Genomic DNA, 26983 nt, shown 5'->3' with positions numbered 1-26983 from the left:
GAGTGCCTGTGAATTAATCATTTGCCGAAATACACGTCTGCGTTGAACATGGCCAGAATAACAAGACGACCAAAAAACGGAAAAAAGGGACAAATCATGACAACCAAACTGGTGATTGGCCTGGATGGTGAGGGGTCCGGCGAACGTGCCCTCCGCTTCGCCACCGATCTGGCCAACAAGATCGGGGACTGCGAGCTGATCGTGGCCTATGTGATCGAGTGGTCACCCTACTCGTTCCAGACGGCTGAGGAAAACGCCGAACGGCACAAGCGGCGGGAAGAGGAAATCTCTACCGCGCGCGAACGCGTGGTCGACCCGGCTGTCGCGCAATTGACGCAAAGCGGCATGAAGGCCACCGGCGTCGTGCGCCACGGCGACGTGGCCCATACGCTCAACAGCATCTGCGAGAAGGAAGGGGGGCACCAGATCATCGTCTGCCGCTCTTCCGAAGGTGGCATTACAAAACGCATCTTCGGCAGCTCGACCGTTAATCTTGTCATGAGCGCGACCGTGCCTGTCACGGTCATCTCATAAAGGGGGACAACCATGAAGTATTTGAAAACAGGTTTTTTTGCTGGTGCAGCCGTGGCGGCTGCCCTGCCCGCGCAAGCCCAGGAGGCCGGCACGCTCGATGAACAGGTCAACGCGGTTTTCGCCGAATTCACCGGGCCTTTCGTGAACCTCATCTTCGCGCCATTGCCGGGCACCAGCTTTCCCTGGATCGTTCTGTGGCTGGTGGTCGCAGCCTCGATCTTCACGATCTATTTCTCCTTTGTGCAACTGCGCTTTTTCAGCCACTCCATCGCGTTGGTGAAGGGTGACTATTCCGACCCGGATGATGCCGGTGAGGTCAGCCACTTTCAGGCGCTGGCGACCGCGCTCTCCGGGACGGTGGGTCTGGGCAATATCGCGGGCGTGGCGGTTGCCGTCGGCATCGGTGGTCCGGGCGCCACGTTCTGGATGATCCTCGCGGGCCTTCTCGGCATGGCCTCGAAGTTCACCGAATGTACGCTCGGGGTCAAATACCGCAACGAATACCCCGATGGCACCGTCTCGGGTGGCCCGATGTACTACATGTCGAAGGGGTTCAAGGAACGCGGCCTGCCGGGCGGCGGCCTCCTTGCGATCCTGTTCTCCGTCTTCTGCATCCTCGGCGCTCTGGGGGGCGGCAACATGTTCCAGGCCAACCAGGCCCATGCCCAGATCACCCAGATCACCGGCGACTACCCGGGCTGGATCACCGGCCTCATCTTTGCCGCGGTGGTCTTTGCGGTCATCGTCGGCGGCATCAAGTCCATTGCGCGCGTCACCGAGAAAGTGGTGCCGTTCATGGGGATCATGTATGTGGGCGCAGCGCTCATAATCCTCATCGTCAACTACGACATGGTCGGCTGGGCCTTTGGCCAGATCTTCGCGGGCGCCTTTACCGGCCTCGGCGTGGCGGGCGGCTTTGTCGGCGCGCTGATCCAGGGCTTCAAGCGGGCGGCCTTCTCCAACGAGGCGGGCGTCGGCTCGGCAGCCATCGCGCACTCTGCCGTGCGCACCAAGGAGCCGATCACCGAAGGTTTTGTCTCGCTTCTGGAACCGCTGATCGACACGGTTGTGATCTGCACCATGACAGCGCTGGTGATCATCATCTCGCAGCAGCTGATCATCGACGCGGACACCGGCAACTACATGCTGAATGAAGCCGGCACCGCAATCGCGACGGTCGACGGCAATTCGGGCGTCGCGCTGACCTCCGCGGCCTTCGCCTCGGGCATCAGCTGGTTCCCCTACATTCTGGCGCTGGCCGTGGTGCTCTTTGCCTTCTCGACCATGATCTCGTGGTCCTACTACGGCCTGAAGGCCTGGACCTACCTCTTCGGCGAAGGCAAGGCCTCGGAGCTCACGTTCAAGATCATCTTCTGCATCTTCATCGTCATCGGCGCGGCGGCCAGCCTCGGCCCGGTCATCGATTTCTCCGATGCGGCGATCTTTGCGATGGCGGTGGTCAACATCACGGCGCTCTACTTCCTGATGTCGATCGTCCGTGAGGAGCTGCGCTCCTACTCCGCGCGCCTGCGGAGCGGCGAGATCAAGAAGTTCGCACATTGACCTCTCACCGGGGCGGCTCCGGCCGCCTCGGGCCTCCTGGGCCGGCACGTGGGTGACCGCTCAGGAGGTGTAGCCCGCCACCACCTGCAAGAGCTTGAAGGCCGTGGCCGCATCGTTCTCGATCACCGAGAGCAGCTCTTCCGCGCCGAGACGCAGTGCCTTCACATCCGTCTTGGCCTGCATCGTCAGCGCCCGCGGCACATTGCGGATCACGCCCAGTTCACCCACCAGTGTCCCCGGCCCGACCTCCGCCACAGGTGCGGCCGCCTCCCCGTCCTCCGGATGATACAGCACCGCCTCGCCGGAAAGGATCATGTAGGCCCCGTCCGTCGGCATGTCGGCCTTGCGGAAGATCACATCGCCGGCAGAGGCCGAGAACCACCGCGCGCCGAAGGCCAGCAGACGAAGCTGCTTGCGATTGAGCCCGGAAAAGAGCGGCGTCGTCTCCAGAGCCCGTACCTTGCGCAGCAGGTCGGCGCTGGCCGCGCCCTCCTCGACCCCGCGGCCTACGTCCTCGGCCGAGACCATCCGCCCCTGACGGATTTCAAGGTGGCTGTCGAACCCGTCGTAGGTGTCGAAGCTGTCACCGAGGTAGAGCATTGTGGTCTCGGGAAGAAGCGCGCGCAGGCGCTTGAGCGCGGCAGCGCGATCGCCCGCCGCCTCGCCCTTCAGCACATTGTCGAGGATCAGGATATCGGGGCGCTTGATGGCGGCGCGGCTGATCGCCAAAGGTTCGGCAAAGACCGCGGGCAGATCGGCCCCGCCAAGAGAGAGCGGCAGATCGTAGATCAGCTCGGTGATCGGCAGGCGCAGCCCGGCTGCATCGAGTACGGTTGCCGCGATCCTGCGCAGCTCATCCGCGCGGCCACCGGCACCGTCGGAGATCTTGCCGAAGAGCGCGTTCTCCAGCACCGTCAGCCCCGGCGCGATCTTGTCAGGCTTCAGGGGCGCGTAAAGCGACAGCAGTACACTGCGGGCGTCGAATCCGTTGGCCTTGCGCAGATCCAGGATGCGGCTCTGCATCTCTTCGGTGAAGGTCGGCCCGATCTGCTCGGCCGAGATATGCGCGGGCACGGTCATCAAAAGGGTCTTTTCCGCATCGCTCAACGGCTTGGCGCCGGCGGCGCGGCGACCAAGAACCAGCGCCACCGACTGTTCGAACAGATGCGGATCAAGACCCAGTTTGCGGAACAGCGGATGTTCGGTGCCATCGGTGCCGAAGATCCGGTGCAGCAGCGCGATGACATCGCGCGAGAGCTCCAACAGATCGGCCTCGAGCCCCAAAGCGCGGATCAACTCGAAGAGATCGGTTTGTGCGGCCAGATCCGCCTGGCTGAGCGACCGGCGCATGGTTGCAAAGAGCAGGTTGCTGGTGACCGGCAGGGCTGGGTTGTAGCGGTCGGGATCGAACCGGTAGACCTGCCGGTCGAGACCTGCGGCCACCACCGCCTCCCACACCTTGGGGCGTGCGGCCACAAGGGCTTCGGCCAGCTCCGCGCTGGTCGCGTCATCGAGCCTTTGGTCGAGCGCCCGGCGATAGAGCGGATCAGCCGCGCCCATGCCCTGGAGCAGACGGTGCCACCAGGCGCGGACCTCTCCGGAGGTCTCGAACCCGGCCACCGCCGGCGCGAGCCAATCGGCCTCCACCGGGTCATTGCCAGCGCCCGCCCGCGCGCTTTCCTCCGTGGCGCGCTGCATCTCTTCCGATATCTCACCTCCGGGATGCGGCTTGAGCGGCATCACCGCGTTGTCCTCCAGACTGCCGCGAAAGAGCACCGGGCTGCGCTGTGCGTGCCCGATGCGCGCGGCGATCACCGATTGATGCAGCCCCGCCAGCGGCTGGTCGCCCACCGTCACGCCGCCACTGGCCGGGATCACCTCTCGGGTCAGCACATCGGCGAGCGCCTGCCGGTCCTCGACACTCGGCGCATCGATCGCCACCAGAGATCCCGGCGCAAAGCGCGCGGTGATCTTCTCCAGCACCGGGTTGCCGTCCGCGTCGGTCACCGTCACATCGCTCAGCGCAATCGCACCGCTCAGGCGGGGGATCTCATCCGGCGTGCCCTGCAACAGTGCCTCATCAATCACCCCCGTGGGCGAGAATTTCTCCGTCACCGTCTCCCACCGCAGAGACATGTCCTGTGCCTGGTTGTAAAAGGCAAGCAGCTCCTTCCACGGGGCGCTGAGATCCTTGTAGGCCGCAAGTGCTGCGACCAGCGCCCCAAGCGACACCGCCCCGTTGATCACCAGGTAGCCGCCGACCGAGAAGAAGAAAAACGGCGTCAGCTGGGTGATGAAGTTGTTGAGAAACTTCATGAAGAACTTCTTCCGGTAGATCCGCAGGCGGATCCCGAAGATGATCCCCAACCGATGGCTGATCGCCGAGAGACGGTATCGCCAGCCGCCGTGGATGCGCAGCTCGGACGCGCCCGCCGCGCTCTCGCCGATCAGCGCCGCCAGTTGGCGTACCTCCTTGATCCGCTCCTTGTTCATCACATTGATGTGCCGCTGAAGCCGCGGGATCAGCCAGGCTTGCAGCGGGATGAGCGCCACTGCGGCAAGGCCGAACCATACGCTCTGCAGAAACAGGAAAATCAGGATCGTGAGCATCTGCCCGGCCTGCAGCACCGGTTGGGTGAGCGCGTCGCCCATCATACCGCCCATCGGCTCGGTCTCGCCGGTGATCATGGCGACCAGTTCACCTTGCGATGTGCGGCGAAAATAGGCCTTGGGAAAGCGCAGCATGCGCGAGATCAGCGTGTAGCGCAGACGCCGCAAAAGGCGTTCGGACAGGATACCCTTCTGCGTGTTGATTCGCATCTTGAGCAGCCCATGCGCCAGCACGGAGGCGAGGAAGGCCGCACAGAGCAGGAACAGAAAGCCGAGCTGGGTGAACTCGAGACCGAAGGCGGCAACACTCGTCGCCTGCGCCCCGATGGCGTCATTGATGATCCGCTTCGGCAGCTCCAGCGTCAGGTATAGAAAGGGAAACAGCGTGCTGGTGATCAACAGAAGTTTCAGTTGGTCACGCTTCGAGTACTTCCAAATGAATTGAAAGAGAGACTTTTCGATGGTTCGCACCCCCATGCGAGACCCAGGTGCTGCGGTTCCTGCGCCGTCCGTGTTTTCAGGCAGCATAGCCCAGCCGATGTCATTCGCGAAACGGCTTCGTCACAACGCGGCCATAGCCCTGCGGTCACGCAACGGGGGCGCCGGCAACGGCTCAGGGCGTCGCCCGGCCAGGATACCGCGCTCCAGCGACATGAACGACACGGCCAGGACGACCCCCGAAGTCGCAATCACGCGGTTGGTCTTTGAAGAGTCCTTTGGGGCCAGAGCCGATTTGCGCGCTTCCCCTGACCTTGCCTCTTCAAAGGATTTCGGAAAAAGGGAGGGCGCCAGCAGCAGAATGGCCTGCCCGAACCGGGAAGGCCATCAAGATGTCAAAGGATCTTCTGCGCGTGGGTCAGAGGAGGCAGGACGTCTGCCTTGGCAGACGCGTCCGAAGGCGCGCCTGCATCTGCGATCAGTAGAAGGCTTCGGCGTTCAGGCCCACCGTCATCGCCCCGACCACCTGGTTGGTCGCCGGGTCGGTCAGCGTGAAGGAGACCTGCCCCTGGTAGGTCTGAGTGCTCTCGTCGAATTCGATCTCGCTGACGTGGATCGCATCGGGGCCGACGCCGTAGGTCTTGATGTGCTTGTCCTCATCACCTTGCCAGTAATCAGAGGTAACATCGCTGGCCGCCACGTTCAGGCCGACGGCGTCCATGACGAAAATCTCGGTGATACGTCCGCCCGATGCGGCCACCTGCTCGGACAGAAACGCCGAGAGCGGGTGGGACATGACCGCGCTGACCAGCGGCTGGTCCGTCTGGCCCACTTCCGCGCGCCACTGGGTGTCCCACTCTTCAATCTGCGCCGCACTCACGCCCGCGGTCTTGCCGTTCTTTTCGTTCACCGCGTCGATCACCTGCTGGCTTTGCGCCCAGGACATGATGTCGGTTTCGACAAAGGCTGTCATTGCGGGCGGTGCTTCGACGGCAGCCGCCATGCTGGCTGCAACGACGACCGGGAGGGAAAGTGCAAATGTGCGGAGCATCTATGGGTCCTTTTCAGCGTGGATACGCCAGAGGCGGCGCAAAACTGCGCTCACGCTAAGCTGAACTTCTTTAATGGATGGTAAAGCGGTCAGCGGGCGCCGCGAAACCCTGTTGCCACAACGAATTTTTCGGAGCTGTCCGAGCGTGACGCGGGTGGTTTGATGTTGGCCACCTTGGAGAATCGCTGCTTCAGCAGCTTCTGCAATTCGCCTTCCGCCCCGCCCGCAAGGACCTTGGCCACGAAAGTGCCACCCTCGTCCAGCACGTCGAACGCAAAATATGCAGCCGCCTCACAGAGCGCGATGATCCGCAGGTGATCGGTCTGCTTGTGGCCGGAACTGCTGGCCGCCATGTCCGACATCACAACATCCGCCTTGCCGCCCAGCCACTCTTTCACCTTGGGATCCGCATCCTCCTCCATGAAGTCGAGTTGGTGCAGATCGCAGCCCGCGATGGGCTCCATCTCCTGCAAGTCGATGCCGAGGATGGTGCCCACGGCCTTGCCCGACTTCTCCCCCAGCGCATTGACCCGCTTCACCGCCACCTGGCACCAGCCACCGGGAGCCGCCCCAAGGTCCACCACCCGTGCGCCGGGCACGAGGAAGCGATACTTGTCATCGAGCTCCATGATCTTGTAGGCCGCGCGGCCGCGATACCCCTCGGCCTTGGCGCGCTTGACGTAAGGATCGTTCAACTGCCGCTGCAACCAGCGGGTCGAGCTGAGCTTGCGCCCGCGGGCAGATTTGACCTTGACCTTCAGCTCACGCTGCCCGCGCCCGGATGTGTTCTTGCCGCTTGGCGTCTTTGCCATCAGAACTCTCCGTCTTCCAACACGCCGTCGGCATTCATCTGAGCGTAGAGCAGCCCCTCGCGCAGCCCGCGATCCGCCACCGAAAGCCGGTCCGTCGGCCAGCAGCGCATCAGCGCCTGCAGGATCGCCGAACCGGACATGATCAGCGCTTGCCGGTCCTGCCCGATGCGCGGATCGGCCCGCCGACCCGCCGGGCCGAGCGCGAGATACGAGCGGATCACCCGGTCGATCTGATCCGAGGTCATGTGCAGCCCGTCAACCTTCGTGCGGTCGTAGCGTTTGAGACCGAGGTGGCTCGCGGCCACCGTGGTCACGGTACCGGAGGTGCCCACGATCTGGAATTTCTCATGCGGCTGCGTGTCGTGATAAGGCGTGAAGTCCGCAAGGTTCTCCTCGAAGAACCAGCTCATCAGCGCAAAGCGCGCCGCATCGTCTTCGACGTCGTTGAACTGGTCGCGCAGGGTCGCGACCCCAAGCGGCACCGAGATCCAGTCCACCACCCGCGCCTGCGGCAGGTCCGTCATCACCGGATTGAACCCGTTGTGCAGCCGCATGATCGATTGCGGCCGGTCGTGGCGCGGCACATCCGTCAGGTCAATCCACACCAGCTCGGTCGAGCCGCCGCCGATGTCCACCACGAGCAGGTTCTCGGTATTGCGGCTGACCAGCGGCGCACAGGAGATCACGGCCAGCTGCGCCTCCTCCTGCGGTTTGATGATGTCCAGCCGCAGCCCCGTCTCGCGCTGCACGCGGCGCAGGAAATCCTGTGCATTGAGCGCCCGGCGGCAGGCCTCGGTGGCCACGAGGCGCATCCGCCGCACCTTGTTGCGCCGCAGCTTCTGCTGGCAGATGCGCAGGGCCTGGATGGTGCGCGTCATAGATCCGCGCGACAACCGCCCGGTTTTCTCCAGCCCCGCGCCCAGTTGCACGGATTTGGAGAAGCTGTCGACCACATGAAAACCATTGCCCTTCGGCTGGGCAATCAACATGCGGCAGCTGTTTGTGCCCAGATCGAGCGCGGCATAAAGCTCACCGGATCGGGGCGGAACTGGCGCGGGGCTCAGAGCCGTCTTTTTTTCGAGCGCGCCCGCACCTTTGGGACGCTGTGGCGCCATCTTTTGCGCCTTTCATTTCGAGTTGCGGGTAGAGTAATCCGGCGCGCGCCCGTGCGCAAGCGCTGCTGTGTCCCAGGACATACCGCTCCCGGCCCGGCCGATGCAGTGCGCCTCACAGTCATCATGAGGATTTTGGCGGCGCGCATCGCTCGCTCTGCGCGCGCAGATGCGATACACCCACGGGGTCGCGGACAACGCGCGTTCTGTCGAAATTCGGCCTCGAAAACGGATCAGCAGCCGTTAGACAGGCGCGAAGAGATGCTCATAGGGAATCAGCCCATGCCCGATGTGACAATTGTTTACTGGCGCGATATCCCGGCCCAGGTGATTGTGGGCAAGGGGCGGCGTGGGGCCAAGCGCCCTCTTCCCGAGCGGTTCGAGCAGGCGATCGACCGGGCGGCGATGAAGGTGGGTGCTGCGGACACCGATGCATATCTGGGAGAGTGGCGCAAGGCCGATCCGTTTTCGGTCGACGGCGACCCGGAGGCGATTGCCGACGCGCAGGCGGCGCGGCTCGACACAGAATACGACCGCGACCGCATAAAGGCGCTGATTGATAACGACGGCTGGGCCTGACCCCTGCTGCGCTTCCTCGACCCTCTTCTGACCCGAAAGGACCGTCTGATGGCTCTGCTGAATTTCAAGAAGAAAGCGGCCCCCGTGCTGACCCCGACCAACCCGGAGGTCGAGACGTTCCTGCAGGGATACTCCATCGAGGTGATGCCGCGCACAGCCGAGAAGGTCGAGAACTTCCGCGACCTGCTGCCCGAGGGCACGCGCGTCTATGTCGCTCACATCGAAGGCACGCCCATCGACGACATGGTCGCAACCGCCAAGCGCCTGAACGCCGACGGCTACCCGGTCATGCCGCATTTCCCGGCGCGTATCATCAAGGACAGGGCAACGCTCGCCGACTGGATCGCACGCTATCAGGGCGAGGCGGACGTCAAACAGGCGCTGCTGCTCGCCGGGGGCGTGGCGAGGCCGCATGGCGATTTCGACAGCTCCATGCAGCTGATGGAGACCGGGCTCTTCGATGAAGCAGGCTTCGAGCGCCTGCATGTGGCCGGTCACCCAGAGGGCAACCGCGACATCGACGCCGACGGCTCCATGACCAATGTGACCGCCGCGCTGAAATGGAAGAACGACTTCCAAAGCCGGACGGATGCGCAGATGGCGATCGCCACGCAGTTTGCCTTCGATGCCAAACCGATCATCGCCTGGGCCGACGATCTGGCCGCGCAAGGCATCACCCTGCCCATCCACATCGGCATTGCGGGCCCCGCAAAGCTGCAAACCCTGATCAAATTCGCCATCGCCTGCGGCGTCGGCCCGTCGCTCAAGGTGCTGCAGAAGCGCGCGATGGACGTGACCAAGCTGCTGCTGCCTTATGAGCCCACGGATGTGCTCGGCGTCCTCGCCGCGCACAAGGCGGCGCACCCGGACTTCAACATCACCAACGTGCACTTCTTCCCATTGGGCGGCATCAAGACGAACGCCACATGGGCCATCGACAACGGCGGTGCCTCCGCCGTTCCCGCCAACGCCTGACCTAAGGACCGCTGCATGACCCGCACAATCGTCGAATCCAAGACCAAGACCGCGATCATCGGCTTTGATCAGCCCTTCTGCGTGATCGGCGAACGGATCAACCCCACCGGTCGCAAGAAGCTGGCGCTGGAACTGGAAGCGGGGGATTTCTCGACGGTGGAAGCGGATGCGGTGGCGCAGGTCGAGGCAGGCGCGAACGTGCTCGACGTGAACTCGGGCGCCGTCTTCACCAACAAGATGGCAGAAGACACACGCTATGCCGACAACAATTTCGTCGAACCGCCGCTGATGAAGGAACTGGTCGAGCGTGTCCAGGCCATTGTCGATGTCCCGCTCTGCATCGACAGCTCGGTCCCCGGGGCGCTGGAATCCGGCCTCGAGGCCTGCGAGGGCCGTCCGCTCCTGAACTCCGTGACGGGCGAGGAAGAGCGGCTGGACATCGTGCTGCCGCTGGTGAAGAAGTATAATGTGCCGGTCGTGGCGATCTCCAACGATGACACCGGCATCTCGGAAGACCCCGACGTGCGCTTTGCCGTCGCCAAGAAAATCGTCGAGCGGGCCGCCGACTTCGGTATCCCCGCCCATGACATCGTCGTCGATCCTCTGGTGATGCCTATCGGAGCCATGGCCACCGCGGGCAATCAGGTCTTCACGCTGGTGCGCCGCCTGCGCGAAGAGCTGGGCGTGAACACGACCTGCGGTGCATCGAACATCTCCTTCGGGTTGCCGAACCGTCACGGGATCAACAACGCCTTTTTGCCGATGGCCATGGGCGCGGGCATGACCTCGGCGATCATGAACCCGGTGGCCCTGCCCGTCTCGGCGGCCAAGATCGAGGCGAAGCGGGCGGAACTCGCGGCAGCCGGCGTGAGTGTGCCTGACGACATGGACCCGGAGCTTTTCTGTCAGCTCACCGGCCTTGGCTCGACCAAGCCGCGCCCGGGCAAGGAAATGGAGGCGATTCGGGCCGCGAATTTCCTGACAAACAACGACCCGCATGGTGGGGCCTGGATCACCTTCAACAAGGAAGCGCCGAAGCCGGGGCACGAAGGACGCGGCCGCGCGGGCCGCGTCGGGGGACGACGGCGGCGCGCCTGACGTCGCCCATCGTCATGGATGAGGACCCCGGCCTGATCGGCCGGGTTTTTTGTGCTTGCCGGCGCGGCGAGAGCCACTGACACCACCCCCGATGCCGAGCGGTTGAAAAGTTTTTTTGCGGGTAACTCCGTCTTAACGTCCTGCGCTCTACAACCCCTCCATTCGTGAGATCAGTTGACGTGGAGAGAGCGATGCAGCCGCACAATTCCTTCATCCGGAGACCAGCGCAATGAGTGACCCTATCGTTCTCGCCTCCCGCCTCGACCTGCCCGCAGCGTCAGCACTCAAGACCCAGCTGAAAGAGCATGCCGAAGGCGACCTCATCATGGATCTGTCCGAGGTCAAACATCTGGGCGCCCTCTGCCTGCAGGTGATGCTGGCCGCCGCCACCGGTGCCGTGGCCGCCGGCCGCGCCGTCTCGGTCATCAATGCAACGGACCGGGTCACCGATCAGCTGCGCGTCATGGGCATGAGCCCCGAAACAATTGCGCGGGGGCGGACATGAGCTTGGAGATCCTTGCCGTTGATGACAGCCGCACCATGCGCGACATGATCCGGTTGGCGCTGTTGCCCGCCGGCTTCAACGTGCACACCGCCGATGATGGCGTGCATGGTATCGAAGTGCTCGAAGGGATCGAGCCCGATGCCATCATCACCGACATCAATATGCCGCGGATGGATGGCTTCGGCTTCATCGACGCGGTGCGCGGACAAGACAAGCACCGCGCAACCCCAATTCTTGTCCTGACGACCGAGGCCGCCCCCGAGCTGAAAGCACGGGCCCGCGATGCCGGCGCAACCGGGTGGATCGTGAAGCCGTTCGATCCGACGAAACTGATCAAAGCTCTGCAGATGGTCGCGGGGTAAGAGGGGCTCATGTCTAACACCAACGATCCGATGGCGGAAATTCGCGCCTCGTTTTTTATCGAATGCGAAGAGCTGCTGGAAGCTTTGCAAGACGGTCTTCAGGCGCTCGACGACGGCGATGATGACCCCGAAACCATCAACATTGTCTTCCGTGCCGTGCACTCGATCAAAGGTGGTGCCGGCGCCTTCGGTCTCGAAGCCCTGGTTCGATTTGCGCACCGCTTCGAGACGGTGTTGGACGAGGTGCGCGCCGGCCGCATGTCGCCCGATACGGAAGCCCGCAAGGTCTTCTTTCAGTGTGCCGACCACCTGTCGGATCTCGTGCGCATCAGCCGCGACGATGGTGAACTGCCGACGGAAGAGACTGCGGCCCTTCTCGACTCGCTGAACGGCCTCCTTGGTGAAGCCGGGATCGAAGAGGAAGCAGACGACGCAGAGGAAGAAGAGATCGACTTCCAGCCTGCCGTTCTCTCGCTCGACCTGGATCTGGGCGGCGACGACGAGGAAGGGTCAATCCCGGATCTTCCACCCTTGGATGCGCTGCCGACTGCCGCGCCGTCTGGCTTTACGATCCGCTTCAAGCCGGACAACGATCTCTTCGAAACCGGCAACGAACCGTTTCACATGCTGCGCGCTCTGGATGAGTTGGGCACATGCACGGTGACCTGCCATCTGGACGATTTGCCCGACCTCGACGCTTTGGCGGCCGAGACATCCTATCTGTCATGGACGATCGATATCGAAACGGATGTTGAGGAGGCAGAGATTGCCGCCGCTTTCGAGTTCGTCGACGGGCTCTGCACGCTCGATATTAAAAAAAAGACTGCCGATGACGTGAGCAGCGCGCCTTCGCAGGAGTCTCCGGCAGACGAGGAACCGCCAGTCCAGGAGGATGAGCCGGTCGTGAAAGCCGATGCGCCGGCGGAGCCTTCCCCTGTACCGCCGACCGAGACACCGGTGGCCGATGCTCCGCAAGAGAGCAAAGCCGAACCGGCGCCGGCAGCTCCGATGAAGGCAGCACCGGCACCTGCCAAGCAGGCAGCTCCCGCCGCCGCCAAATCCGTTGTTCGTGTCGACCTTGATCGGATCGAACGCCTCGTAAACCTTGTTGGTGAGTTGGTCATCAATCAGGCGATGCTGTCGCAAAGCCTGGAACGCTCCGGGCTCTCACCCCACTCCGACGCGATGAACGGGTTGGAAGAGTTTCAGCGTCTCACCCGCGACATCCAGGACAGTGTGATGATGATCCGGGCTCAGCCGGTCAAATCGCTCTTTCAGCGGATGTCGCGCATCGTGCGCGAAGCCTCCGCGGCGGTCGGTAAAGACGTGCGCCTCCATACCGACGGCGAAAGCACCGAGGTCGACAAGACGGTGATCGAAAGACTGGCTGATCCGCTGACACATATGATCCGGAACGCCGTGGATCACGGCCTTGAAGACTCCGAGGCGCGCATCGCTGCAGGCAAACCGGAACAGGGACGGGTGAACCTCACGGCTGCACACAGGTCCGGCCGCGTCGTTATCGAAGTGTCCGACGACGGCGGCGGCATCAACCGCCCGAAGGTTTTGCAGATCGCGATTGACAAGGGCCTGGTTTCACCGGATGCCACCCTCTCGGACACGGAGATCGACAATCTTCTGTTCTTGCCGGGCTTCTCCACCGCATCGGTGGTCTCGGATCTCTCCGGTCGCGGTGTGGGAATGGATGTCGTGCGAACATCCATCCAAGCTTTGGGTGGTCGGATCTCGATCACATCAACTCCGGGCGAAGGAACGACCTTCTCCATCTCGCTCCCCCTGACCCTCGCGGTGCTCGATGGCATGGTCGTCCAAGTTGCAGAAGAAACTCTCGTACTGCCTTTGAACGTCGTCATAGAAACGCTGACGCTGACCAATCAAGATGTTGAGATGGTTCGCCCGGGAGCTCACGTCGTTCGAGTTCGTAGCGGGTTCGTTCCACTCTTCGATCTTGGAAAAGAGCTCGGCTATCGCGACCCCGTCGAGGATTACGATGGCTCGGTGGTTCTGCTTATCGCCCATGAAGATGGCAGCCGGGCTGCACTCATTATCGACAGCATTCAGGACCAGCGCCAAGTCGTCATCAAAGGTCTTGACGACAGCTTCTACCGTGCTCCGGGCATCGCCGCCGCTACGATCCTGGGTGACGGCCAGATCGCGCTCATCCTTGACACCTCGGACATCATAACAAACGCAATCGGCTCCAGCGGAGCTTGCGCACCACAAGTAACCACAGGACTGACGGCATGAGTGACAAAGAGACACCCACCGCGATCGAATTGCTGACGTTTCAATTGGCAGATCAGGAGTATTCTCTCGATATCATGTCGGTAAGAGAGATCCGTGGCTGGACAAAGACAACGCCGCTGCCACATGCGCCGAGTTACATGAAGGGTGTGATCAACCTTCGCGGAACCGTTTTGCCTGTGATGGATTTGTCCGAACGACTGGGCCTCAAGCCGCAGAAGCAAACCGATCGGAACGTGATCATCGTCGTAAACCACGGGGATGTTATGACAGGTCTTTTGGTTGATGCGGTGTCAGACATCATCGCGCTGACCGATGATGATCTGCAACCGCCGCCGGAGATGCAAGCAAATAGCTCGCCCAATGTCGTCAGCGCCCTGACGCTGATCGACGAACGGATGATCCGTGTTCTAGACCTCAGTTCCATTGTGACTTCAGTGCAGAGTAACGCAGCATAATGACCGACCGAATTGGCGATAATGGCCTGACTGCGGAAAGCTTCGCGGCAATCGCTCAACTGGCGTATCGCGAAAGCGGATTGCAGCTGGCGGTGGAAAAGACGTCGATGATACAGTCTCGTCTGCGTCATCGTCTCCGCGCGCTGAACATCTCGGACTTCGAGAACTACAGTGCATTCGTCTGCTCCGAAGACGGCCGAACTGAGCGCCGCCATATGATTTCTGCTCTGACGACCAATGTCTCTCACTTCTTTAGAGAGAAGCACCACTTCGATGTTCTGACCGCAGCGCTGAGGCAAAATCTCCTTCCAAAGCTTCGATCCGGACAGAAGGTACGTATCTGGTCCGCGGGCTGCTCGAACGGCCAGGAAGCCTTTTCCATCGCGATGACACTTCTGGAGTTCTCTGCTGAAATCGCCGAATTCGATATCCGCATTCTGGCGACGGACATAGATGCGAATGTCGTGAGGTTTGCAACAGAAGGAAGATATCCTGATCGTCTGATCTCGGGCGTACCCGACACGCTCTTGCAACGCTACTTCGACAAAGAAACACTGAATGGAGAAGTCATTTTCTCCGCACACAAAAAAATTCGAGACATGGTTGCCTTCAAGGAGCTGAATTTGCTGTCAAATTGGCCGATGAAGCAGCAGATGGACATCATATTCTGTCGAAATGTCGTCATCTACTTCGACCTTGAAACCCAAAACCGGCTTTGGCCGCGCTTTCACAATATTCTAAAACCGGACGGCTACCTGTTCCTCGGACACTCGGAGCGTATTGCCGAACCAGATGACGTTGGCTTCACCACCAGCGGGCCTACCACCTACAGACCAGTCGCCGCGGGTCTACACCCCTCAACGCCACTAAAGGAATCCTGAATATGTCACTGCGAGACCAAATCAGAATTATGGTTGTGGATGACATGTCAACCAGCCGCGGCCTGATCACACAAGCACTTGATGCGTTTGGCATTCGGAACGTATCCACTGCAGATAATGGTGTGAGCGCGCTGAAAGCTTTGGCCACACATCCCGTTCACCTGGTAATTTCGGATTACAACATGCCTGAAATGGATGGGCTCAACCTTCTTCACCATCTGCGAAGCGGGCCGAAAACCAAGGGCGTCGGGTTCATTCTCATTACCGGACGTGCAGAGCAACAGATCATCGATCACGGCAAAAAACTGGGAATGAACAATTATCTCAAGAAGCCGTTTGAACAGGCTGATCTACGCAATTGCATCGAAGCCGTTGTGGGCCGCCTCTAAATGTTCGCTGATAACGGATCGGAGCATCCGATATCGACCATCAACATCAGACTCTCGTCCTATCTGGACAAACTTGCCGGCCAGATCTTCGATCTGGAAGAAGCAATCAGTCACGCTGTAGACACGAGCAGTTCCGCTGAGCCTCAAACAATCACGAGCCTCCAGTCACTCGATTTTTTGCGCCAGTCCCTCGAAGATTTGGCCATAATGACCCTGTTGATCGGACAAGAAAACAAAGTGTCACTCACGGCCCCGGAAATTGAAAAAATCTCTCAGAAACTTAAGCTGAAGGTGACTTGCGCTGTTCTGGAAGGGCAGCAACATGACGATTTCGGGACGAAGAAGGACAGCGCTGACGATCTGGACCTCTTCTAGCGAAGCCGGGCGTTTTTTCAACACTCTGGGGTCTGAGTTGAACCGGCCGGGAAAAACTGCACCCGATGCAAGTGCAAGACGATTGATCCATGATCGAAATGCGACGTCTTTCTATGGTCGTTTGCGCCAATAGTATCCCAGATTGTTTTAGTTTCGCCGAACTCGGTCGCAACGGTGAGATGGGGTCGATCACACGTTCTCGGCCAATCAGCAAACCCAAATCCGATCTTTCCGCAAAAACTGCTGCAGAAAGGTGAAAATACATGGGTGAGCGACTTTCGCAAGTCGTCCGATTGAACAGACAAAGCTCAAGACGAAGTGCTGCATATCGCTATCGATCCGGCTAGATCTCTGGATGCTGAGCGGTCCGCTGTGTTGCCGTTGATTATCACAAGCCCCACGGGCCACCTACGCTACGACCAAGAGCGAGGCCAGGAGCCATGCCGCTGCAGCAGTTGGTCATCGACCTGCGTCAGCAGGTCCGGCTAAGAAAGCAACGAGGCGACCACGGCACTTGTGAACAGGAACAGCGTCGTGCGATGCCGCCAAGCCGTAAGGAACGCTATTCCCGACACAGATGGAGCCGGCGCTTTGCTTGCATGGGGAAGCGGGCTGATTTTACCAACCACGACGTGTTGAACTAAGCAGTCAGGATACGCCCAAGGACCATCCTGGCGGAGGACCGCCCTGCCGGCTGTTTGCGAAGCTCGTCGCTTAGGCCTGCGTCGGACGAAGTTTCACTGAGGATCAAGTCGACGCACGTCGCCAATCCGAAAACTGCCTAACGCGCGCGTAGACTGATCAAGCTGCTGCCGCCATAGGCAGGATTTGAGGAAGCTCACATAAGCCTATTGAAGTAATTTCATTTTCTCAGAAGGCAGGACAAATCCGGTTTTCAGGATCACGAGCTGTTAAGGCAAGACTACGTTCAAGCCGGTGACCGCCGAACGCCTTTGGCCCGCTGCGCCGTCAAACGCATGCGCATACGAATCGCGGTACCGTCAGGTCCGCACAGAGGCGGCCCCAAACAGCCTGCGGTGCAAATGAGATGGTTCGAAGCCCCGGGCGTTGCAAGTGATCAAAACAGCTCGAGCCCGTTGCCCGCGCTTTCCGGTGCGCTGACCTGCGCGACTGTCTCCTGCGGAGCATCGTCGCGGATCCTCTGCATGACACGACCCGATGCGGGCCAAAACTTCAGATGACGCGCGGTATATCCACCCAAGGAATGGCTTTCACAGACAATCCCCTCGCGTTCGAGGAAGTTGAGGATGAAGTCGCTGTTCTGTTTCCCGATCTCGCTCAGGCCCGCAACCATCCGCGCGCCGCCGAACGCCTTGGCCCGCAGGCGGCGGCGATCGCCGCCCTGTTTGAGGATCTCGTTGATGAGAAGCTCCATCGCGTTGACACCGAGCAGCTGAGACGCACCGCCGCCGGACGCCGAACTGGTCAGGAGCATATGGTTCATCCCGCCGACCCCAGCGCCCGGATCCCAGAGGCAACAAGAGACGCAAGATCCCAGCAGAGTGGTGATCACCATGTCGGGATCAGACCCAACAGCTTGTTCACCCTGCGTGATATGAACCCGCGGACCCGTCATTGCATCTGCTCCGTTCCATGCGCCTCATCTCGTCTCGGCGCAATGCGGCTATCGCGGATGGCCGCACCGATGTCGTCCAACGGCAGTTCACGCTGTATCGCACCCAGTGCCTTGGCAGCCTTCGGCATGCCGTAGACGACGCAGGTCGCTTCGTCCTGGCCAAAAGTTGCCGCCCCTGCCTGCGAAAGCTTCAGCAGCCCATCCGCCCCGTCGCGGCCAAGACCGGTGAGCAGGGCCGCGGAGATGTGCCGCGCCTGCGACGCCGCAGAGGCGAACAACACATCGACCGATGGGCAATGCAGCGCAGGTGGATCGTTCGGAACGAAGCGGCAATACCAGCTGCCGCCGCGGTTGCGCACTTCGGTGTGACGGTCATGCCCGGGCGCAATCACGATGTCGCCGTTCTCGAGCGCGCGGCTCTCATCGGCCAGATAGACATTCTGCGGCAATTGACGATTGAGACGCTCGGAGAAGCTGACGAGGAAGTTGCCCGGCATATGCTGGACCACCACGACAGGCGGCCCATGCGGATCGAGTGCTGGCAGCACCGTCTCGAGGGCGGCCACACCGCCGGTCGACGCTCCGATCAGAATGAGGGCGCCGCGCCGATAGGCATGACGCTGTTGCGAGGCTGGCGCGGCAGCGGCGGGCGCGGGGCGCGCACCTTTGGTCTGCAACCACATCTGCAACTGCGACGGGCGCGTGCAGGCGGCGTGGTAAACACGCTCGCAAATGTCATTCGTGAGCTCTTCGCCGTAGGCCGAGGTCGGTTTGACCATGCAATCGATAGCGCCGCGCGACAAAGCCTGGATCGCCGCTTCGCTGCCCGCAGCGGTCAGGCTCGACATCATCACCACCGGCATGGGCCGCGCCCGCATCAGACGCGTCAGAAAGTCCAGCCCGCTCATCCCCGGCATTTCAATGTCGAGCGTCAGAACATCGACGGGGTTGGCCTTGATATAGTCCCGAGCCTCGACCGCATCCGCAGCCTCGCCCACCACGTGCAACCGCGGGTCCGCTGTCAAGACCGTCCGGAGCCAGGCCCGCATCGCGCGGGAATCGTCCACGACCAAAACGCGTTTTGCGGCGCCCGTATGGGCGCCAGCCTCCGTGCTGTAGGGGTGTGTCACATCGAAGTCCTGTGCCATTCATGCCGCGATCAGCAGACGCTGTCGCCGCGATCCTTTTCGATGTTATGGCAAGAAGATATGAAGCGAGACTTAATGGCCCAGCGTTTTTGGTGCCGTGCGTGCGGTTACGCCGCGCGGTCGGACAGCATCTGCCGCGACACGATCAACCGCATGATTTCATTGGTACCTTCCAGGATCTGATGCACCCGCAGGTCGCGCACGATCTTTTCGATACCGTAATCCGCCAGGTAGCCGTAGCCGCCGTGGATCTGCAGCGCCTCATTCGCAACCGCGAAGGCCGCGTCCGTGACGAACACCTTCGCCATGGCGCAATGCTTCGTTGCATCCGCTGCCCCGGTGTCCAGCTTCCAGGCGGCCTGGCGCAGGAACACGCGCGCGGCCTGCAGCTTGACCTCCATATCCGCCAGCTTGAACTGAAGCGACTGGAACTGATCAATGGATCGGCCGAAGGCCTTGCGCTCACCGGCATAGCTCAACGCGGCATCAAGGGCTGCCTGCGCGCCACCAAGCGCAGAGGCCGCGATGTTCAGCCGTCCGCCATCGAGGCCCGCCATCGCATAAGTGAAACCGCGGCCTTCCTCGCCAATGAGATTTTCGGCTGGAACCGCACAATCGTCGAATTGAACCTGTGCGGTGGGCTGGGCGCGCCAGCCCATTTTTTGCTCCAGCCCGCCAAAAGAGAGCCCGTCGCTGCCGGCCTCGACAACGATGGCCGAGATGCCCTTGGGCCCGTCCTCCCCGGTTCGGACCATGGTGAGATAGGCATCGGAATAGCTGCCGCCCGAGATGAAGGCCTTGGTCCCGCTCAGCACATAGCCCGTGTTGCTGCGCACCGCCCGCGTGCGCAAAGCCGCGGCGTCCGAGCCGGAGCCCGGCTCGGTCAGGCAGTAGGAGAACACCGTCTCCATGGTGCAGATGCGGGGCAGCCATTTGGCCTTGCTCTCGTCCGAGCCGAACTTGTCGATCATGCCGCCGCACATGTTGTGGATCGACAGAAACGACGCCACGGAGGGGCAGGCCATCGACAGGGCCTCGAAAACCAGCGTGGCGTCGAGACGGCTCAGGCCCGAGCCGCCGTGCTCTTCCGAGACGTAGATGCCCGCGAGGCCCAGCTCCGCCACCTTCGGCCAGAGCGCCTTGGGGATGGTGCCCTGCGTCTCCCACTCCTGTGCGAAGGGGGCGATATGCTCCTGCCCAAAGGCATAGGCCATGTCGAAAATAGCCGATTGTTCTTCGGTTGCGGCGAAATCCACGTCATCCCCTCCTGTCCTGCGGTGCGCGGGACCCCGCGCCCTGACGCTGAGATAGCACTATTCCGAAACGCAGTGCCAGCAGGGCATGCGTCTCACACAAATGCGATGTGACGGTTGAAGGGCATCTCGCGCAGGCGTTGGCCCGTGGCCGCAAAAACCGCATTGGCCAAGGCCGGGGCGGCCGGCGGTACGGGCGGCTCGCCGATCCCGCGGATCTTGGCTTGGGTTTCGAGACCCCGGACGAGGATCTCAGGCGTCTGGGAGAGCCGCATGCCTTCGCCGTCGTAGTAGTTCATCTGCTCGGCCTGCCCGTCGGCATATGTGATTTCGGAGTTGATCGCATGTCCAAGCGCCCAGATCACGCCCCCCTGCACCTGCGCTTCGAAGTTGACGGGGTCGATGATGCGCCCGACGTCTGCCGCAACATAGACCCGGTCGATCCGCAGGCCCTCGGGCGTCTGGGTGACATCGATCACCTCGGCAACCGGCACGCCGAAGGAAGTAACGAAGGCCAGGCCACGTCCCTGGCCCGGCGCCACCGTGCGGCCCCAGTCCGACATCTCGGCGACCGCTTCCAGCACGCCGCGGGCAACCGGATCGGTGACGAGCCGCAGCCGTTCCGCCATCGGGTCGGCGCCGGCCGCATGGATCAGCTCGTCGAGGGCCGCTTCAGCGAAGAACCCTGCCGTCGACGCCCCGACCGAGCGCCAGGAGCTGGTGGGCGCGAGCCCCGGCACCGCATAGGCCGACACCCGGAAATCCGGGATCGCGTAAGGCAGGTTCCACGCCCCCGCCGCAATCTGCGGATCGGGGCCTGGCACGGGCAGGCCCACCCGACCCATCTGGCTGCGCACGGCCGAAGGCGTCGCGATCTGCAGATCGAGCGCCCGAACCCTGCCGTTCTCGACCCGCCCGCGCACCCGGGCCATGCCGATCTGCCTGGGATAATCCTGCGCGAAATCCTCCTCGCGGCTGAAGATGAGCTTGACCGGCGTGCCCGGCATCTGCAGCGCGATCTCGGTGGCGCGGTCGATCAGGTCGAACTCCAGCCGATGGCCGAAGCTGCCACCTGCGAACTGGTTGTGCACAAAGACCTGCTCTGCACCCAGCCCGCAGCGCTCGGCCACCCGCTGCTGGACGAAGCGCACCATCTGATGCGCGACCCAGACATCGGCGCGATCCTCGGTCACTCTGACGATGGCGTTGAGCGGCTCGAGCGGCTGATGCGCCAGATAGGGCGCGCGGTACTCCACTGTCAGATCGGACCGTTCGCTGACCGCCGCCTCGGCATCGCCGTCATCACGCCAGACCCGATCCAGCGCGTCGGGCGTGAAGGCGGCCTCGAGCGCAGCCCAATGTTCGTCCTGACTGGCAGGATAGGGCGCGGGCCCCCAGTCATAGGTGATCGCATCGAGCGCCTGGAACGCATACCAGGTGTTCTCCGCGATAACGGCGACACCACCGGTCACCGGCACCACCCGCTGCACGCCCCGCATCGCCTCGGCCGCAGAGGCGTCATAGCCGAGCAGCGCGCCACCCTTGCGCGGATTGCAGCGCACCGCTGCGCGCACCATGCCGTCGATCTCCATATCGATCCCATAGCGCTGCTGACCGGTGGACTTCGCCACGATGTCCCATCGCTGCATGGGCTGACCGATGAACCGCCAGGCGTCGGACATCCGCAATGTCACATCGGTGACCGGGTCGAGCGTTGCCGCGGTCGCGGCAAGCTCCGTATAGGCGCGCCGGCTGCCGTCGGGCAGGATCACGGCGGCCTCCTCGGTGCGCAGCGTGGCCACGCCATACCCCGTCTCGGCCGAGGCTGCGGCCTTCAGCGTCTCGCGCGCCACGGCGCCTGCAAGCCGAAGCTTCTCGAAACTATCCGGCACCGCGGTGGAGCCCCCGGTCACCTGCACCCCGGCCAGCTTGATGCCCGCACCGATGGCGGCGCGCGCTGCCTCCGCGGGAAAACCGGTGTCGGTGGACATGAAGGGCACCGCCTCATCTGCCATTGCGGTGTTGTAATAGGCCGGATCGGGCGCGGCCTGCTCGAGCTCGAACTGGCCGAACTCCACGTCCAACTCTTCGGCGATCAGCGCGGCCTGCAGCGAAGCCGCGCCCTGCCCGAGATCCACATGCGGTACGATCAGCGTGATCCGATCCTGCGTGATCCGGATGTAGGGGTTGAAGCTGGCCGCGCCGGGCCCCAGATCGCGGGCCAGCGGGTTGGCATGCGGCGTGAGCACGGTGTAGGTACCGAAGGCGACACCTCCGGCCACCGCCGCCGCTCCGATCATCAGACCCCGCCGCGTGAGAGTGCCAAGCCGGCTCATGGATGCTTCCTTCTGATCCTGCGCGAGATGAGTTTACGATGATTGGACCGCACCGCAAAGGCGTCTCGGCCCCGCGTGACCGCACGTCAGATCAGTATCCGGTCATCTCCAGATATCCGCGGCCCCGGTGGCTGCCGGACAGCCGCACCGGGCCTTCCCAGTAGGGAATGGACGTGGCCATCCAGGCCTGCGGGTTGATCGCCTCGACCGTCACGTCGACGCCCTTCTCGGGCAGCACCGCGCGCCAGCGAGTGGGGATCTCGCGCCCGGCCACCCGGCTCTCGGTCAAGGCCTCTGCCGAGAATGCACCATCGGGGAAGGCCGTCGTGGTCCCATCCGGTTCGATCCAGGTGGCGGCGGTGTAATCCGGGCCCGCGCTGTCGCGCAGGGTGAAGCCCATCAGCCGGTTGCCGTCGTCGAAGGCCATCGAGAACCAGTCCCAGCTGATCTGCGACGCGCCGAGCGGCTGAGACGCCCACTCGCGGTCGAGCCAGGCCTGTCCGGTCACCTCGACCGGCCCATCCGGCAGGGTCAAGGTGCCGGCGATCTCGAAAAAGGGTTGCGAGTAATAGTAGCTCGCACGTCCCGACGCGGACTTCTGCGAATAGCCATTCTCTCCATGGAAGATCAGCGGCCCCTGCGCCTCGAGCCGCATGTCGTAGGCGAACTCCGCGCCCCGCGCAGTCAGCCGCATCCGCTGCATGTCCGCGCCCGCCATTTGCCAGTCGTCGATCCAGGCCTCGAAGGGGTGGGCGATCACGCCCGCCTGCCCGATGCCGCCACGCGCCCGGCGCTCTGCCACGTAATGCGCCTCCGGGGTCGTCACGGCCGCATGCCCCAGCCAGAGCTGCGGGCTGCGCCAGCCGGGGCGCTCTTCCGGCGCCAATGCACTGCGAAAGAGCGTCCATTGCAACCCGTACTCGACCCCATCCGCGCCGGTCAGGTTGGCGGTCAGATACCACCATTCGATGCGATAGGCGGGATGGGCGCCGTGATCGGCGGGAAAGTCGAAGACATACCCGCGCTCGGGCAGCGCGAAGCCCTCTGCATCGCTTCCGAGCCCGGCAAAGCTCTGCGACAGCGCCACGCCCGCCGAGAGGACGAGCGCCAGAGCCGCGGCGAGGAATGCGCTAGCGTTCATTGCTGAACACCCGCAACAGCCGATCAGGGGGCGTGCGCGACAACCGCAGTGCGGGCCAGGCCGCCGCAAGCACGGCGGCGACGAGCGTCAGTGCGCCGAGCCGCGCGTACTCCGCAGGAAACAGGAACATCGGCAGCCGCCAGCCGAAGGCTTCGACGTTGACGATAGCCAGCAGTACCCAGGCCAGCGCCAGCCCAAGCGGCACAGCCAGCAGCCCCGTCACGGCCGCGAGTGCCACCGCGCGCAAAAGCTCCATCCCCGCCAGATGCCGCGGCGTCAGCCCCAGCGCCCAGACCGGCGCGAGCTGCGGCAGGCGCAGGCTCGCCAGCGTGAGCAGCCCGATCAGCAAGGCCAGCGCTGCAACCGCCAGCGTAAGTATGTTAAGCGCGGTCGTCACCGCGAAGGTCCTCTCGAAGACGGACAACGAGAACGCCTTGAGATCGGCCTGGTTGATCAGCGCATCCTCGCGCAGGTCAAAGCGCTCGCGCAGCGCGGCCGCGAGCGTGTCGGGATCGGCGGTCCGCACGCCGAAGCGCAGCGTCTCGATCTGCGGATAGCGGGCCTTGAAGGCCGTCTCCGAGATCACGACCTGTCCCGCCGCATTGCCGTAATCGCTGTAGACCCCCAGCACGCGATCCCCGGTCTCGAGCGTGTCGCCCGGGTTCAGCGCCAGGCGGCGCGACAACTGCTCGTTGATGAGGGCCCCCTCACCCGCCGCCAACCTGTCCCAGACCTGCGGCACCGCCTGAAGCAGCGGCCAGTTCTCGCGATAGGTGGTGTGGTCGCGGATGCCGTAGATCTCGGCTGGCAGCCCACCGATGCGCAGATCCTGCCAGACGATGGGCAGCACGGTTGCCCCTGTGTCGTCCAGATAGCGCGTCACCGCCTCCGCTTGGCCCGGCGAGCTGGTGGTCAGGTAAAGCTCGGATGAGAGGCGCTGATCGAGATAGCCGGTGAAGGTCAACCGGAAGCTCGACACCATCGTCGATACGCCGATATTCGCGGCCATCGCCAGCAACAACGCCATGAGCGCCATGGAAAGCCCCGGCAACTGCTGCCGGCTGTCAGCCCAGAACCACTCGGCCAAGGGCCCGTGGTGCCATCGTCCCGCAAGGCGCAGCGCGGCGGAGAGGGTCAGAGGCAGGCAGAAGGCCGCGCCGATCAGCAGGCAGGCCAGCAGGCCAAAACCCGCGAAGAGCCCCTGCCCCGCAATCGCAATCACGGCGCCCATCCCGAAGAGACCGCCGGCCGCAAGAGCAAGCCACCGCGCCGCCGCATCGGCGTGCATGCTCATCGCCCTTGGGTGGTTGAATGACAAAAGCGGCAGGCGCGCCAATTTGAAAAGCGCTGCTGCCCCCGCCAGCGCGGTCCCCGCCAGCGCCATCCCGAGCCCAGACAGCCACCAGGCCGGCCGCACCCGCAGTTGGCCGGAGATGTCCGCGCCATAGAGCCCGCGCAGGGTCGCAGCCACATCCGGCAGCAGGGCTGCGGCGATCAGATAGCCGAGGGCGACGCCGAGAGCACCGGCGACAAGAGCAAAGACGCCGAGCTCCAGCGCCAGCAACGCCATGAGCCGCCTGAGCGGCAGGCCAAGCGCGCGCAACGTCCGGAACACCGCGCGCCGCTGCTCGAAGGCCAGACCCACCGCGCCATAGACGATGAAGATGCCCACCGCGAACGAGAGAAGGCCAAAAGCCGTCAGATTGAGGTGGAAGCTCTCGGTTAGTCGCGCGACATCCGTCTGATCGCCGGTCTGGGTCAACCGGTAGGTCGGCGGCAGCGGGTCGAGCCCGAGCGGCTGCTCCGGTGCGACCAATAGGCGCGAAATCTCGTCCGGGCGTCCCAGCACATCCTCCGCCACAGCAATGTCCGCCAGCGCCCGGCCCGGCACCCGGGCTGTGTCCGGCCGCACCGTAACGTCAAGCCCCTCGAAAACGGCTGCATCGTCCGGATGCGCCGAGATCACGTCTGCTCCCTCGGTGTCCTCAAGCTCGAGCGGGCTTTGTTCGTCGTCCTGCGTGCCCTCACCGCCTGGCAGCGTCATCGGCTCGATCCCGATGAGCAGGACCGATCGGCCACCGCGCTGCACCTCGCCTTCGAGGATCGGGCTCACCTGCCAGCCCGTGCGGCGAAGCGAAACATACTCTTCCGTACGGATCTTGGCTCCGTCGACACGGGTGATCTGGGCCAGACCGCGGCCCGAGACGACGTCTGCGGCCCGATCATAGCTCACTCGCGCCTCCGCGTTGATCGCCTGCACGCCGGACCACAAGGCGGTCGCCAGCGCCAGCCCGGCGATCAAGGTCGCGAGTTGCCAGGGGTTGTGGCGCCAATGCGACAGCAGCGCCCCCAGCCCCAGGCGGGTCATATCGCCACCTCGGACGGACCTCGCGTGCTCACCACCCCATGGCTGAGCGTGAGTCGCCGCTGCATCCGGGCCGCCTGCCGGGGCGAATGGGTGACCATCAGCAGCGCAGTCTCGGTTTCCGCCGCACTCTCCAGCATCAGGTGCAGCACCGCGTCTGCCGTGGTCTCATCGAGGTTGCCCGTCGGTTCGTCCGCCAGAAGCAACCGGGGCTTGGCGGCCAGCGCGCGCGCAATAGCCACGCGCTGCTGCTGCCCGCCCGAGAGGGTCTCGGGGTAGCTCGACAGATGCGCCTCGAGACCGATGGTCTGGGCCAGATGCGCCGCCCAATCGGCATCGTGCCGCCCGGCAAGCCGCGCCTGAAAGGCGATGTTGCTCTGCACTGTCAGGCTGGGGATCAGGTTGAACTGCTGGAACACCAGCCCCACCACGACCCGCCGCATCTGCGCCAGCGCGGCATCCGAGAGGGTGGTGATATCGGTCCCATCTACCTCGATCTGCCCGGCGGTGACGCGGTCGAGCCCTGCGACCAGATGCAGGAGCGTGCTCTTGCCGCTGCCAGACTCACCTTCCAGCGCCAGGGTCTCACCCGCGGCCATCTCGAATGAGACATCGCGCAGCACCGCATCGCCCGCGGGGTCATATCGCTTGACCAGATGGGTGATTTTCAGAACCATGGCGCACCTTCTTGGGTCGTCAGTGAACGACATGGGGCAGAGTGTACGATCCGCAAGGCTGAACGCGCACTGCGGCGATTTGGCCCGCGCTCGCGTCCCGCGGAGAGGCATGGCGCTTCCGCGCGAATCCGCTAAGGTCACGGGCACTCAGAGGCCTCGCGGAGACAGAATGCTCCTCTACATGATCGACGCGCCCGACAGACCCACCCTGCCAAGGGTCGGGAGCGATCCGAGGTGTCCCCTTCGTCAGGTCCGTTGCGTCGAACACAACCGGAGCGCCCATGTTGCCGTGATCCGGCCTTCCGAGGCAATCATCACTCTTACCACAAACGGACTCCGGCATCGGCGGGTCAGTTCTGATCAGATCGTTCGAAAGACGCCAGAGCGGATCGCTTACCGGTCGGCGTGTCTTGACGCCGCTGGGGGCGATGGCACTGACGAGATGATCAGAGAAATGCT

At 63.1% G+C, this 26983-nt stretch carries 23 protein-coding genes; 12 read left to right on the top strand and 11 right to left on the bottom strand.

The genetic code is table 11. From position 1 onward, the window contains the following. The first annotated feature begins 96 nt into the window (after nt 1–96). Together MUB52_RS11635 and MUB52_RS11630 are read left to right on the top strand one after the other, a co-directional pair. Nucleotides 97–534, top strand: coding sequence for a universal stress protein (locus tag MUB52_RS11635; protein WP_263844394.1), 438 nt, complete (start codon nt 97–99; stop codon nt 532–534). A 12-nt stretch (nt 535–546) separates the two neighbouring features. After that, the gene (locus tag MUB52_RS11630; protein WP_263844393.1) at nt 547–2097 is read left to right on the top strand and encodes an alanine/glycine:cation symporter family protein; all 1551 of its coding nucleotides are present in this window, start codon (nt 547–549) and stop codon (nt 2095–2097) included. A 60-nt stretch (nt 2098–2157) separates the two neighbouring features. On the opposite strand, the gene MUB52_RS11625 is transcribed toward MUB52_RS11630, so the two are convergent. From MUB52_RS11625 to MUB52_RS11610, 4 genes are all read right to left on the bottom strand, one after another. Continuing rightward, nucleotides 2158–5184, bottom strand: a complete 3027-nt coding sequence (locus tag MUB52_RS11625) for an ABC transporter transmembrane domain-containing protein (RefSeq protein WP_263844392.1) — start codon at nt 5182–5184, stop codon at nt 2158–2160. Nucleotides 5185–5623: 439 nt separating this feature from the next. Beyond that, a complete protein-coding gene (locus tag MUB52_RS11620; protein WP_263844391.1) occupies nt 5624–6196 on the bottom strand; it encodes a hypothetical protein in 573 nt (190 codons plus the stop codon). A gap of 89 nt (nt 6197–6285) precedes the next feature. Continuing rightward, nucleotides 6286–7008 carry an RlmE family RNA methyltransferase gene (locus MUB52_RS11615; protein ID WP_263844390.1) on the bottom strand — a complete coding sequence of 241 codons (723 nt, stop codon included), beginning with the start codon at nt 7006–7008 and terminating at the stop codon, nt 6286–6288. Further along, nucleotides 7008–8123, bottom strand: a complete 1116-nt coding sequence (locus tag MUB52_RS11610; protein WP_263844389.1) for a Ppx/GppA phosphatase family protein — start codon at nt 8121–8123, stop codon at nt 7008–7010. Before MUB52_RS11610 ends, MUB52_RS11615 begins: the two co-directional genes overlap by 1 nt. Nucleotides 8124–8402: 279 nt before the next feature. Here MUB52_RS11610 and MUB52_RS11605 point away from each other — a divergent pair, with 279 nt between their 5' ends. The 10 genes from MUB52_RS11605 to MUB52_RS11560 all read left to right on the top strand — a co-directional run bounded on the left by MUB52_RS11605 (nt 8403) and on the right by MUB52_RS11560 (nt 16007). Then, nucleotides 8403–8699, top strand: coding sequence for a virulence factor (locus tag MUB52_RS11605; protein ID WP_263844388.1), 297 nt, complete (start codon nt 8403–8405; stop codon nt 8697–8699). Between the two features lie 48 nt (nt 8700–8747). Continuing rightward, on the top strand, nt 8748–9674 hold the full coding sequence (locus MUB52_RS11600) for a methylenetetrahydrofolate reductase (protein WP_263844387.1): 927 nt from the start codon (nt 8748–8750) through the stop codon (nt 9672–9674). Nucleotides 9675–9689: 15 nt separating this feature from the next. After that, complete coding sequence (locus tag MUB52_RS11595) at nt 9690–10772, top strand: methyltetrahydrofolate cobalamin methyltransferase (protein WP_263844386.1); 1083 nt, start codon at nt 9690–9692, stop codon at nt 10770–10772. 229 nt (nt 10773–11001) lie between these two features. Continuing rightward, entirely contained in the window at nt 11002–11277 is a 276-nt protein-coding gene (locus MUB52_RS11590) for an STAS domain-containing protein (RefSeq protein WP_263844385.1), read from the top strand. Continuing rightward, entirely contained in the window at nt 11274–11639 is a 366-nt protein-coding gene (locus tag MUB52_RS11585) for a response regulator (RefSeq protein ID WP_263844384.1), read from the top strand. Before MUB52_RS11590 ends, MUB52_RS11585 begins: the two co-directional genes overlap by 4 nt. 9 nt (nt 11640–11648) lie before the next feature. Beyond that, the gene (locus MUB52_RS11580; RefSeq protein WP_263844383.1) at nt 11649–13907 is read left to right on the top strand and encodes a chemotaxis protein CheA; all 2259 of its coding nucleotides are present in this window, start codon (nt 11649–11651) and stop codon (nt 13905–13907) included. Continuing rightward, nucleotides 13904–14362, top strand: coding sequence for a chemotaxis protein CheW (locus MUB52_RS11575; RefSeq protein WP_263844382.1), 459 nt, complete (start codon nt 13904–13906; stop codon nt 14360–14362). Before MUB52_RS11580 ends, MUB52_RS11575 begins: the two co-directional genes overlap by 4 nt. After that, nucleotides 14362–15243, top strand: a complete 882-nt coding sequence (locus MUB52_RS11570) for a CheR family methyltransferase (protein ID WP_263844381.1) — start codon at nt 14362–14364, stop codon at nt 15241–15243. Before MUB52_RS11575 ends, MUB52_RS11570 begins: the two co-directional genes overlap by 1 nt. A 2-nt stretch (nt 15244–15245) precedes the next feature. Beyond that, nucleotides 15246–15632, top strand: coding sequence for a response regulator (locus MUB52_RS11565; protein WP_263844380.1), 387 nt, complete (start codon nt 15246–15248; stop codon nt 15630–15632). After that, a complete protein-coding gene (locus tag MUB52_RS11560; RefSeq protein ID WP_263844379.1) occupies nt 15633–16007 on the top strand; it encodes a hypothetical protein in 375 nt (124 codons plus the stop codon). A gap of 1078 nt (nt 16008–17085) precedes the next feature. On the opposite strand, the gene MUB52_RS11555 is transcribed toward MUB52_RS11560, so the two are convergent. The 7 genes from MUB52_RS11555 to MUB52_RS11525 form a co-directional block, all read right to left on the bottom strand. Further along, nucleotides 17086–17463 (bottom strand): chemotaxis protein CheD, encoded by a 378-nt coding sequence (locus tag MUB52_RS11555; protein WP_263844378.1) that lies wholly within the window; start codon nt 17461–17463, stop codon nt 17086–17088. 137 nt (nt 17464–17600) lie between these two features. After that, complete coding sequence (gene cheB / locus MUB52_RS11550) at nt 17601–18734, bottom strand: chemotaxis-specific protein-glutamate methyltransferase CheB (RefSeq protein WP_263844377.1); 1134 nt, start codon at nt 18732–18734, stop codon at nt 17601–17603. 125 nt (nt 18735–18859) lie between these two features. Next, nucleotides 18860–20008 (bottom strand): acyl-CoA dehydrogenase family protein, encoded by a 1149-nt coding sequence (locus MUB52_RS11545; protein WP_263844376.1) that lies wholly within the window; start codon nt 20006–20008, stop codon nt 18860–18862. Between the two features lie 92 nt (nt 20009–20100). Beyond that, nucleotides 20101–22341, bottom strand: coding sequence for a xanthine dehydrogenase family protein molybdopterin-binding subunit (locus MUB52_RS11540; RefSeq protein ID WP_263844375.1), 2241 nt, complete (start codon nt 22339–22341; stop codon nt 20101–20103). Between the two features lie 91 nt (nt 22342–22432). Next, the gene (locus MUB52_RS11535) at nt 22433–23482 is read right to left on the bottom strand and encodes a lipocalin-like domain-containing protein (protein ID WP_263844374.1); all 1050 of its coding nucleotides are present in this window, start codon (nt 23480–23482) and stop codon (nt 22433–22435) included. Continuing rightward, complete coding sequence (locus MUB52_RS11530) at nt 23472–25850, bottom strand: FtsX-like permease family protein (protein ID WP_263844373.1); 2379 nt, start codon at nt 25848–25850, stop codon at nt 23472–23474. The genes MUB52_RS11535 and MUB52_RS11530 overlap by 11 nt, the downstream gene beginning before the upstream one ends. After that, complete coding sequence (locus MUB52_RS11525; protein WP_263844372.1) at nt 25847–26524, bottom strand: ABC transporter ATP-binding protein; 678 nt, start codon at nt 26522–26524, stop codon at nt 25847–25849. The genes MUB52_RS11530 and MUB52_RS11525 overlap by 4 nt, the downstream gene beginning before the upstream one ends. Nucleotides 26525–26983 lie beyond the last annotated feature (459 nt).

It is taken from the genome of Roseobacter sinensis (assembly GCF_025755255.1).
Classification (GTDB): Bacteria; Pseudomonadota; Alphaproteobacteria; order Rhodobacterales; family Rhodobacteraceae; genus Roseobacter; species Roseobacter sinensis.
This window is presented reverse-complemented; position numbering and strand designations above follow the sequence as displayed.